11 protein-coding genes are annotated in these 11622 nt (G+C 43.6%); 3 read left to right on the forward strand and 8 right to left on the reverse strand.

Going from position 1 to position 11622, the window contains the following annotated elements; all coding sequences use genetic code 11:
• Positions 1–25 precede the first annotated feature (25 nt).
• Positions 26–409: a hypothetical protein gene (locus L6494_RS16030; RefSeq protein ID WP_237988715.1), complete on the forward strand. Its 384-nt coding sequence runs from the start codon at positions 26–28 to the stop codon at positions 407–409.
• On the opposite strand, the gene L6494_RS16035 is transcribed toward L6494_RS16030, so the two are convergent.
• The 6 genes from L6494_RS16035 to L6494_RS16060 all read right to left on the reverse strand — a co-directional run bounded on the left by L6494_RS16035 (position 406) and on the right by L6494_RS16060 (position 5769).
• Positions 406–1869 (reverse strand): lipid-A-disaccharide synthase, encoded by a 1464-nt coding sequence (locus L6494_RS16035; protein ID WP_237988716.1) that lies wholly within the window; start codon positions 1867–1869, stop codon positions 406–408. The genes L6494_RS16030 and L6494_RS16035 overlap by 4 nt on opposite strands.
• 52 nt (positions 1870–1921) lie before the next feature.
• Complete coding sequence (locus L6494_RS16040; protein WP_442946961.1) at positions 1922–3271, reverse strand: UDP-N-acetylmuramoyl-tripeptide--D-alanyl-D-alanine ligase; 1350 nt, start codon at positions 3269–3271, stop codon at positions 1922–1924.
• Between the two features lie 290 nt (positions 3272–3561).
• Positions 3562–4008 carry a tellurite resistance TerB family protein gene (locus L6494_RS16045; protein ID WP_237988717.1) on the reverse strand — a complete coding sequence of 149 codons (447 nt, stop codon included), beginning with the start codon at positions 4006–4008 and terminating at the stop codon, positions 3562–3564.
• 181 nt (positions 4009–4189) lie between these two features.
• Positions 4190–4327 (reverse strand): hypothetical protein, encoded by a 138-nt coding sequence (locus L6494_RS16050; RefSeq protein ID WP_237988718.1) that lies wholly within the window; start codon positions 4325–4327, stop codon positions 4190–4192.
• 219 nt (positions 4328–4546) lie between these two features.
• Positions 4547–5467: a histone deacetylase family protein gene (locus tag L6494_RS16055; RefSeq protein WP_237988719.1), complete on the reverse strand. Its 921-nt coding sequence runs from the start codon at positions 5465–5467 to the stop codon at positions 4547–4549.
• Between the two features lie 83 nt (positions 5468–5550).
• Complete coding sequence (locus L6494_RS16060; protein ID WP_237988720.1) at positions 5551–5769, reverse strand: hypothetical protein; 219 nt, start codon at positions 5767–5769, stop codon at positions 5551–5553.
• A 473-nt stretch (positions 5770–6242) separates the two neighbouring features.
• Here L6494_RS16060 and gyrA point away from each other — a divergent pair, with 473 nt between their 5' ends.
• Entirely contained in the window at positions 6243–8879 is a 2637-nt protein-coding gene (gene gyrA, locus L6494_RS16065) for a DNA gyrase subunit A (RefSeq protein WP_237988721.1), read from the forward strand.
• On the forward strand, positions 8876–10606 hold the full coding sequence (gene lnt / locus L6494_RS16070) for an apolipoprotein N-acyltransferase (protein ID WP_237988722.1): 1731 nt from the start codon (positions 8876–8878) through the stop codon (positions 10604–10606). The genes gyrA and lnt overlap by 4 nt, the downstream gene beginning before the upstream one ends.
• Before the next feature lie 196 nt (positions 10607–10802).
• Here the strand turns inward: lnt and psb34 are convergent, their stop codons facing one another.
• Positions 10803–10973 carry a photosystem II assembly protein Psb34 gene (gene psb34, locus L6494_RS16075; RefSeq protein WP_237988723.1) on the reverse strand — a complete coding sequence of 57 codons (171 nt, stop codon included), beginning with the start codon at positions 10971–10973 and terminating at the stop codon, positions 10803–10805.
• Positions 10974–11169: 196 nt separating this feature from the next.
• Positions 11170–11583, reverse strand: a complete 414-nt coding sequence (arfB, locus tag L6494_RS16080) for an alternative ribosome rescue aminoacyl-tRNA hydrolase ArfB (protein WP_237988724.1) — start codon at positions 11581–11583, stop codon at positions 11170–11172.
• Positions 11584–11622: the final 39 nt, after the last annotated feature.

Below are 11622 nucleotides of genomic sequence, written 5' to 3' on the forward strand. Positions count from 1 at the left end.
ATCATTTGCAGGACGCACCAAAGCCATGCTGACTGAGATATTACCTTTCCGTTTTGAAATAAATACAGTTGCGATCGCTGGAGCAAGTTTGTGGTCTTTGGCGTTATACCTAGCTTTTTCCCCGTTGAGTGAATGGGTAATGACACAACTCAACCGTTGGTTTAATTTTGCCGAGCGATCGCTCTACACTAGCCAATCAGAATTTGAAAAAACGCGCAAAGCCAGGGAATCACAAAACGCCTTTTATGCTTCACTGTTTAGTATTGTGCCATTTTTGGTAACTGGTGCTTTATGTAATTGGGGTGTAGAAATCAGTTTAGGCGGCAGTTGGGCAATTAGTACAGGTATACTTGCCTGTATGGGTTGTGGGATTTATGAGTTAGGGCGTAGGGATGGACAGTCTGATTAATTACTCCATGTCCTCAATTCCTCACTCACAATCTGTGCTATTTTATCTGCTGCGCCGCTTTCGCCTCTAACGCTTTTTAGCTTATTTCGGATATCTGCCAATTTTTCTGGATGAGTCAAAAAGTCTAAAATCATTTCTCCAACTTCTTCTGGGTGCAGTTTACCTATTAATTCTGGGACTATTTCTGCTTTAGCCCAGATATTCGGCCAAGCTAATAACCCTTTGCGTCTGAGAAATAACCAGTTAATGATTTTGGCGAAGGTAGAACCCAAACCTGGCAAATTAGCTAACAATCCTGGTAAACCATCCCAAGAACGCATAGCATCGAGTTGTTGTGTGGGTAATAACACAACCATTGGTACACCTAAAGCACCCAACTCGGCTGTATTTGCTCCGACTGTAGTTAGGCAGATAGAACAATCAGATAATAAGTCATAGGCAGGATTTTCTTGGTGTAGCTCTACATTTAATCCCTTACCTGTTTTCAATATCGGTTTTTGATGACTTTGTTCTGGGACAACTAAGGAAGCACCAGAGAAGTTAAAAGTTTCTACAAAAGGGTTTTTTTGGGAATCGGCAAAACTGGCTAGAGTTGGTAAATCCAAAGTTGGGGCGACGGGAATTACAAACTTTGTTTGGGGTGCTTTGCTGTGGATATATTCAGCGATCGCTAAAAATAACGGTACTCCTTGGGTTAATTTTGCAGCTTTTGACCCTGGTAAAATACCAATGAGTGCTGTTAGCGGTAGCGGGGCGTTTAGCCCGTGCTGAGTGCTGAGTGCTGAGTTAGGAGTGCTGAGTGCTGAGTTGTGAGTGCTGAGTACTGAGTTAGGAGTGCTGAGTGCTGAGTTAGGAGTGCTGAGTGCTGAGTTAGGAGTGCTGAGTGCTGAGTTAGGAGTGCTGAGTGCTGAGTTAGGAGTGCTGAGTGCTGAGTTAGGAGTGCTGAGTTGTGAGTTAGGAGTTTTGAGTTGTTTTTGGGCTTCTAGCATTAGGTCTCCCACGACTGTAAATTTGTGAATATATTTAGGGGAGACTTTGGCTGTTAATTCTGGGTTCATGACTGCGAAGCGGTCAATTAAGTTATGCCATCTGGCTTCCCATTCGGCGTAAACTACTGTGCGATATCCGAGTTTTTTACTGATGACTACAGGGAAAAATTGGTCGCCACCTAAGAAAACAATTACACCGCGATCGCGCCAATCCCAATTTTCAAAGGTTTTACCCCACAGCAAAAATTGCCAAAAATGCTCTGCTGCTTGCACTCGGTCTACTTCTGGATAAGAAAGTGCGATCGCGGCTTCTTTTCCACTAGCATTTGGACATGGTGACAAAACTACGGAAACACGTACCTCCTCACGGTTGTTCCCTAGCTGTTCTCGCAATGCTTTGACTACTGGACGCACCCAGGTTGTCACTTCTCCTGGTCCATTGGAAAGAATGAGAATGTCTACTGGAGTCATGAGTTAATAGTGAGTAGTTATCAACCGATTACATAGGCATGGAGGACTTGCGCTATAACACCTTTTCTGGAAGCAATTGATTCACTACCCGATCTAGTCCTACAGAATGGGCGGCTTTGAATAATACGCGATCGCCTGCTTGCATAAATGTCTTTAATCTTTCCACTAAATCGGCGTGGGTTGTAAAGCATTCTAATGCGATACCCTCGGCACTTTTGGCTATTGTTTCGGCATCTTGTCCATCAACCAACACTAATAAACCGTCTAATTGTAAGTCTCGTACTGCTTCCCCGACGCGCTGATGAAGTTGCGGCGATCGCTCTCCCAATTCTTTCATCGCCCCTAACACGGCAATTTTGCGCTTTCCTGGAGTATCAGCTAATAACTGCAAAGCTGCTAACATAGCTTCTGGTGCAGCATTATAGGTTTCATCTAAGATTAATACATCATTGGGTAAATGAAAACGCTGAGATCGGCCTGTGGGCATATTTACAGTTACACCGTTTTTCAGACTTGACCAATCGATCCCCAAAACCTTAGCCACAGCTAAGGCTGCTAAAAAATTCGTCGCGTTGTGACGGCCAGGTAAAGGTAAGGGTAGCTGGATTCCTGCTACTTCTATCGTGTCGTTATCAATTAGTAAGCCTTGAATATCTCCCCCAGACAAACCATAAGTCAAAACTTCCCCCTGCCAAACTTTCGCCGCCGTTGCTAGTAATAGGGGATTGTCATAATTAAGAATAGCGATACTATCCTTGGGCATTTCCGCTAATAACTCACATTTTGCTTCAGCGATCGCCTCTTCTGAACCCAGTAACTCAATATGTGCTGTCCCGACATTGGTAATCACGCCAATTGTCGGACGCGCGACTTGTGCGAGTTCTGCAATTTGCCCTCTTCCCCGCATCGCCATTTCAATCACGGCGTAGTCATGTTCAGAATTCAGTTCTAAAAGAGTTTTTGGTACGCCAATTTCGTTATTGAAGTTGCCAAAAGTTTTGTGAACCTGACCCTGTGTAGCCAAAACTGCGGCTATGAGTTCCTTCGTAGTGGTTTTACCGACAGAACCAGTCACCCCAATGACAGGTATATCAAAGCGATCGCGCCACCATCGCCCAATTTTTTGATATGCCTCTAGGGTATTTTTGACCTGTAATACTGGGAATGCCGGATTTTCGTAGTCAAAATCGACAATAGCAGCTATTGCACCTTGAGCGATCGCCGTTGGGACAAATTCATGTCCATCAAATTTCTCCCCACGTAAAGCCAAAAAGACTTCACCTGGTTTGATAATGCGGCTATCTGTTTGTATACCACTGCTGACTTTTACTAAATCAGCCGTACTTAAATTTACAGGTTGGGCTAAAAGAACTTCAACTAGTTGGGTTATAGTAGCAGACATAAAAATTCAAAATTCAAAATGAGGGACTTGGAACTAGGCAGAAAAAAGTCAAAAGTCAAAAAATTATTTTTTGTCTCCTCTACCTCCTACCTTCTGACAAAAGTAGTGCCAAAGAAGCTCAACTCCTTTGGCACAATTAAGTATATATGCTAGTCATCAAATTTGAATTGAGGGATAAGCTTTGTTTGTAGTAAGGACTTTAGTCCTTAGAAAAATCAGGACTAAAGTCCTTACTACGAACCGTCAAAATCAAGACAAAGTAAGGGTTTTGTTGATTTGGAATGGGTGGTTTATCCCTGATTTTTAATCAACATTGTTTGTAAAATAGGTGTTGCTATATCGAAAGAAATACCTAAAGCTTGATAAAAATCATTTAAAAAGTTTTTTTCTTCATCGGTGATTAAACCTTCACCCCAGACTAAATCAGCAGATAGCGCAAAAGCAGCTTCTCTTAATTCTAGGGGTAGAGATTCTTTAGCTAAATTAAATAAGGCATTGAAGCCATCCCGCCAGAGAATATCTAGGGTTCTGTTCAATACCTTATGGATAGCATCCTGGGAATAATTTCTCAATAGCTTTGAGCGTGACAATGCAGAGAATAGAGAACGCTCTTGTTCCTCAGTCAAATAACTATCTGACACTGTGGCCAGTAAAACGATCGCGGTAAAAGCTTCTGGTAGGCTAAGTAATTCTGGGGTGGGGATTTCCGCGTCCAGAACGGTCTCTAGTAGATTCATCAATAGTTGCTCCTGGATGGGTGTCTCATTAGCGTACAGTTACCTTTAAAGTTTTTAACCTTTCTTGCAACCTGCAACGCTGTGAGACTTTCATCATCTAGTGTTCCCAGGATTTTTGGACAGTGAACAGCTTTGCTCAATATGGTTCTAGCTAGATATACAGTGCCAAATACAGATTAACTTACCGTTGTTCTGTCTTTTCAATAGTTTCAATCACTGCTAATCCAATACCAGAAGCTGCAATTAACAGTATCGTTGACAGCAAGTAGGCGTTGGTTAAGATCCGAAGGGCTTCATCGAAGAAAATATAGGTGGTCATAGCTTCACCTTTTAAACTATGTGCTGCTAGTAGTATTTATTTCTCCACCTGCGGAGTTGGAAATTCCGTTGAGAAACTGCTAGCACTTGCATCTTAACAAAACTTTAGCTCTTGTATGAGATCAATAAGATTTTTTATTTCTGAAGATTCGATGAAATTACCCTTGATTTAGTTACAGATAATAGTGAAAAAATTTAAAAGCGACAATTTTGCCAGACCCTAAACTAAACAGCGTTCAGTTGTGGCGATAACTGATTGAGCTAGGACATCAAGTTCATAACCACCTTCCAAGCCAAAGAGAACTTTACGTGTTAGCCCCAAACAATAATCTGTAAACAGAGCATAATCATTTGGTTGTAAATTGATGCTAGCTAAAGGATCATCAGCCAGAGCATCATAGCCAGCACTAACAATCAGTAAATCTGGCTGAAACTCCGTAAAAAACGGTACTACCTTATTTTCCCAAAGCGGCTGATAGACAGCGATATCACTACCGGGAGGTACGGGTAAATTTAAGACATTATGATGAAAACCTCGTTCTGTAGCTCTCCCAGTACCGGGATAGCAGGGATACTGATGTAGAGAACAGTAGGCAATTTGGGGATTGATTTCGACGATCGCCTGCGTACCGTTGCCATGATGTACATCCCAATCGAGAATGGCTACACGGTTAATTCCTGGTTGTTCTAAGGCATAAAAAGCCGCGATCGCTGCATTAGAAAATAAACAAAAGCCCATCCCCGCATCACTTTCAGCATGATGTCCCGGTGGACGCGCCAACACAAAAGCCGGATTTGCTGTACTTAAGACTGCATCTACACCATCCAACCAAGCACTCACCGCCAACAAAGCCACATCATAACTACGGGGAGAAATGGGAGTATCGCCATCTAAATAACCACCACCAGTAGACGCGATTTCCCTGACTTTATTGATGTAATTTGGGCTATGGGCTTTTACCAAACATGGCATCACAGATGTATTTTCTAGTGCTGGTGTAGGTTCACGCCAATCAATTTGGGTAGAAATTGCAGCATCTTTCAAAGCGTTAACAATCGCCGTCAAACGTTCTGGTTTTTCTGGATGATAGCTTCCAGTTTTGTGGTCTAGAAACTCATCGGAGTAGATGACTGGTAGCATAAGACATCACAGCAGCAGGATTACGAATGCCATTCTACCCTTACTTATGGCTTGGGTTTTCGAGATACCCAATACCTCATAACTCAATCTTCGGTAAAACCAATCATCTCATCAATGGGTTGATCCAGCATTTCTGGTACTAAAGCTTGGTTTCCTCGGCGTTCTTCTGGCGATTGCTGACGAATCACATCGTCCATTTTAGGTGGGTGCTTGATTTTATCCCGCATTTCTGGGCTTAATTCTGAGGGATCTCCTTCTGGATTCATCTTTTCAGCTTGACTCGGAACAGTTTCCTTATTCATGACTATGACCTCAAACATACACCCACCAGCTTAAACTTAATGCTACTAGGGCAACACTGTCTGAGGACTCATAACACATACACCAATAAGTACAACTTTGTTACGACAAAATTGACTAATTTTTGTACTTTTACGCCAATTATTTGGGATAATTTAATTGTTTTTTTATCACCCCAAATATTCCCTTAATATCTTCTTGAATCAAGGTATAACAGACTTTTAGGCAAATTCAAATTTAAAAATTTACAGACAAAAAAGTCTTTCAATTTTTAATTGAAATTAAACACCGCTAATTAACTTCATCCCAACAACATTTTTGGCACGAAAGACGGGTTAGCACCCTCGGCAGATGCACACAAGATTGTGTTAGAATTGTACCAAAATATGGCAATTATTCAAGAGAAATTTGGCATAATTTTGCGCTTTGTCAAGTACGAAGGCTAAAATCTAAGTTTTTTGGAGTTTTTTAGTTTATGACAACCTCACAGGAGAGGATTATCCCGACGGATCTGCGGAATGAAATGTCCCGGTCTTATCTGGAATACGCCATGAGTGTGATCGTGGGCAGGGCGTTACCAGATGCCAGGGATGGTCTCAAACCTGTGCATCGCCGCATCCTCTTTGCTATGCACGAGTTAGGGCTAACCCACGATCGCCCATTTAGAAAGTGCGCCCGTGTAGTCGGGGAAGTGTTGGGTAAATATCACCCCCACGGCGATACGGCAGTATATGATGCGTTGGTGCGGATGGCGCAGGATTTTTCCATGCGATCGCCATTAATTAACGGACATGGTAACTTTGGTTCAGTAGATAACGACCCGCCGGCGGCAATGCGTTACACTGAATGCCGCTTGCAAGCTTTAACCAGTGCTTCCCTGCTGCAAGATATTGAATCAGAAACCGTTGATTTTATTGATACCTTTGACGGTTCTCAACAAGAACCCACAGTTTTACCTTCACGGATTCCCCAATTACTTCTCAATGGTTCTTCGGGGATTGCGGTGGGGATGGCTACCAACATTCCCCCCCACAATTTAGGCGAACTGATTGATGGGTTGGTGGAAGTGATTCATAATCCCGAAATCACTGATTTGGAGTTAATGCAGTTTGTCCCAGGGCCAGACTTTCCCACTGGGGCGCAAATTCTGGGGACAGCCGCGATTAAAGAGGCTTACACCACAGGCCGCGGTTCAATCACCATGCGCGGTGTCGCCAACATTGAAACCATTGAACAGAGAGGCCGTCCCGACAGGGAAGCCATCATCATCACCGAATTACCCTATCAAACCAACAAAGCGGCATTAATTGAAAAAATTGCCGAGTTGGTGAATGACAAGCGGATTGACGGAATTGCAGATATCCGGGATGAAAGCGATCGCGACGGGATGCGAATCGTGATCGAACTCAAGCGTGATGCTTATCCCCGCGTGGTTTTAAATAACCTCTACAAACAAACACCACTGCAAGCCAACTTTGGCGCGAATATGTTGGCGTTGGTGAATGGCGAACCCCAAATTCTCAGCCTGAAGCAGTTCTTTCATGTCTTCCTAGATTTCCGTATAGACGCAATTACAAGACGCACCCGTTACGAATTGCGAAAAGCGGAAGAACGTGATCACCTTTTACAAGGTTTATTAATTGCTCTATCCCAATTAGATGCAATTATTAACTTAATTCGTCACGCGCCCGATGCACCCACCGCTAAAGGTGAGTTAATCACCACCTATGGACTTTCGGAAGTGCAAGCCGATGCGATTTTACAAATGCAGCTACGGCGGTTAACTGCTCTAGAAGCCGATAAAATCCGTCTAGAACATGAGGACTTACAGACACGGATTGCCGACTTACAGGATATTTTGGCACGGCGGGAACGGATTTTAGAAATCATTGAAACCGAAATCAGCCAAATCAAAACCAGCTTTGCTACACCCCGGCGCACCGTGATTACCCACGCCGAAGGGGAAATAGACGAACGCGACTTGATTGCTAATGAAAAAGCTCTAATTCTGGTGACAGAACAAGGCTACATCAAACGGATGCCAGTTAACACCTTTGAGGCGCAAAGCCGTGCTACCAGAGGTAAAGCCGGCGCGAAGGTGAAAGACGATGACAACATTGAGCATTTCTTAACTTGCTGTGATCATGACAGCATTTTATTCTTTAGCGATCGCGGTGTCGTCTACTGTCTCAAAGCCTATCAAATCCCCGTGGGTTCTCGCACCAGTCGCGGTACACCCATTGTGCAGTTGCTACCCATCCCCAGAGAAGAAAAAATTACTTCGATTGTCCCTGTGGATGAGTTTAGCAGTGAAGAATATCTAGTAATGCTGACCAAAGGCGGCAATATTAAGAAAACCGTATTAGCAGCCTTCAGTCATATTCGCGCCAATGGTTTGATTGCAATTTCCTTAGAAGAAGGCGATCAACTGCGCTGGGTACGTCGCGCCAGAGTCGAAGATAGCGTCATCATCGGTTCTCGTCATGGGATGGCAATTCATTTTAGATGTAACCATGAACAACTGCGTCCTTTAGGTAGAGCAACTCGTGGAGTAAAATCCATGAAACTCAAAAAAGGTGATGAACTCGTCGGGATGGATATTCTACCGGCGGCGATTCTAGAGACTTTAGATACAGAGGAAGTGGATACCGAAGAAATCGAAACCATTGAAGAAGTAGAAACCACCGAAGAAATCGAAAACACTGAAGTTACAGGTAACGTCAGCGTTGGCCCTTGGGTGTTAGTCATCACAATGGGAGGATACGGTAAGCGCGTTCCAGTCGCCCAATTCCGCCTACAAAATCGGGCTGGACAAGGCTTGATGGCGACTAAATTCAAAAACCGCAAAACCAAAGACAAGTTAGCCACTCTAGGTATTGTCAACAGTGACAATGAAATCATGATGGTAACAAGTCGCGGTATCATCATTCGGCAAGCGGTGAATGCAATTTCTATCCAATCCCGTTCTGCAACTGGGGTGAGAGTGCAACGCCTCGACGAAGATGACGTAATTAATGGAGTAGCGATCGTTCCTCCTGATACAGCTGATACAGCCGATACAAGCGATGCAGCCGACGCAGGCGACACAGCCGACATAGAAGAGGTGGAATGAAGTCAAAAGTCAAAAGTCAAAAGGCAAAAGAAATTTTCCCTTTTGTACTCTACCTTTTACTTGCTCTTACCAGTGGGGTTCTGATGGGGTTAACCGTCGCCCCTGTGGGTGCATGGTTCTTGGCTTGGGTAGCCCTCGCCCCCCTCTGGGTAATGGTTGTAGAAAAAAGTCAAAATTTAGAGGGTAGAAGAAACAAGTTATTTCTTTTACCTTTTTCCTTTTACCTTGTGCCTTTACTCTGGGGTATTGGTTATCACGGTGTCGCCTTATTCTGGATTACCGGCATTCATCCGATGGATTGGTTGGGTGTACCTTGGTGGCCGAGTTTAGCCATTACCTTTTTTTGCTTATCATTCATTAGCCTCTGGGGGGGAATTTTTGCAGCAATTTGGGCAGGTGCGATCGCCTGTTTCAATCTGCAAAAATCGCTACCACGTATCCTAATTGGTACAGCAATTTGGTGCGGCTTAGAAAGCCTGTGGAGTGCCGGCCCCTTGTGGTGGAGTTCTCTAGCTTACACCCAGAGTCCGCATAATCTCGTAATTTTACACCTGGGGCAACTATCGGGGCCAAATACTGTCACTGCTGCTATTGTCGCCATCAATGGCTTAATTGCTGAAGCATGGATTAATTACCAGCAAGCTAGCAATAAACGTGATGAATCACACAATAAAGATTTATTCCCTTACACCCCTACACCCCCACACCCCTACACCCCTACACCCCTACACCCCTACACCCCCACACCCCTACACCCCTACACCCCTACACCCCTACACCCCTACACCCCTACACCTTTCAAATATTTAGCGATCGCCACAGGTTTATTAATTACCCTACACCTGATTGGTTTTTTATTATACACTCGCCCCATCGCCCAACCTCCAGCCGCCACCTTGAAGGTGGGGATTATTCAGGGAAATATTCCCAACAAAATTAAACTGCTTCCCGAAGGAGTCCAACGCGCCATTAGAGGTTACACCGAGGGATATTTAACCTTAGTTAATCAAGGCGTTGATGCTGTTCTGACTCCAGAAGGGGCAATGCCTTTTTTTGACAAAGATTTAGCAGTTACTCCCCTAGTTGCAGCCATAGAAGACAAAGGTGTAATTGCTTGGGTTGGGGCTTTTGGGAGAAAGGGACGGAGTTACACCAACAGTTTATTTACAGTCAACGGCCAAGGTGAACTTACCAGCCGCTACGATAAATCTAAGTTAGTACCCTTGGGTGAATACATTCCTTTTGAGGAAATTTTGGGTGCAATTATTCAGCGTTTATCGCCACTAGATGAACATCAAGTACATGGTTCACCCAACCAAATTTTTGATACTCCCTTCGGTCGGGCAATTGTCGGGATTTGTTACGAATCGGCATTTCCCGAAGTATTTCGCCGTCAAGCAGCAGAAGGTGGAGAATTTATCCTCAGTGCTTCCAACGATGCCCATTACAGTGCTGCTATGCCATTCCAGCACCATGCTCAGGATATCATGCGAGCAATTGAGACTGATAGATGGTCAGTCAGAGCGACCAACACCGGATATTCAGCCTTTGTTGATCCCCACGGTAAAACCCTGTGGATGTCTGGATATAATACCTACGAAACCCAAGCCGCAACTATCTACCGACGACAGAGCAAAACTTTATATGTGCGTTGGGGTGATTGGTTGACACCATTGTTATTAGGGTTGGGGTTGATAGCATTTGCCAACTGGTGGAGATCCAGTTAAATGAGTAATGAGTAATGAGTAATGAGTAATGAGTAAATACCCATACTTGTTACTCAATAATTCAGTAGAAACGCGATTTAATCTGACAGACCATTTTTCTACCCAACAAAAAACCCCGGCGAAACTAACCGAGGTAAAAAGAGAAATCGAAATGACGATAAATGATAAGTGATAGCGATATAGAAGTCTAAAAATATTAGCTAACGCTGAAAGCGACCAAAATTAGACTAGAGACAATTAATGTAGCGAATACACTTTGTATCGCGTATTTGCGTTGTTCCCAAATTGCAGGGTACTCGGCACAATATACCTGGGGTTCAGTTGCGTAGTTGTTGAGAACGCCATCTTCATTAACAGTAGTGTACATAGTTTTTTTCCTTATTTATTAACTTATGTAAATAATATTAACAATAATATTACAAAGTGTCAACACAACTTGACAAAAAAATGCTGATAACGGTATATAAGACCGCTTATCAGCAATACAGGAGGGGTAAGTAGTTTTTTCTCTTGCAGAGAATAATTCTGACGAGCCACCGTTGCTTTTTCAATTTTGGTGACAATTAATCAATAGCTTGCCTTCTCATAGACTTAATCTGTCCTCGCTTAGTTTTACTGTCGATACGTTTTCGTTGAGAACTGCGAGATGGTTTAGTGGGTTTGCGTATTTGAGGGAGTGTGACCGCGCCTAGTATGAGTTGTTTGAGTCGTTGCAAAGCTTCCTCGCGGTTTTTCTCCTGACTGCGGTATTCTTGAGCCTTGATGACAATAACCCCCTCCTGGGTAATGCGTCGGTCATTTAGCTTCAGAAGTTGTTCTTTGTAGAAAGCGGGTAATGACGAAGCCTCAATGTCAAAGCGTAAGTGAATAGCAGTAGAGACCTTGTTGACGTTTTGGCCTCCTGCACCTTGAGAACGAATCGCGCTAATTTCGAGTTCGCTATCGGAGATGATGATTTTATTAGAAATTTGCAGCATAACTTACATATAACCTTGTTAGGGCGATCGCGACTACCC

This window comes from Nostoc sp. UHCC 0870 (assembly GCF_022063185.1).
In the GTDB taxonomy this organism is placed as follows: Bacteria; Cyanobacteriota; Cyanobacteriia; order Cyanobacteriales; family Nostocaceae; genus Trichormus.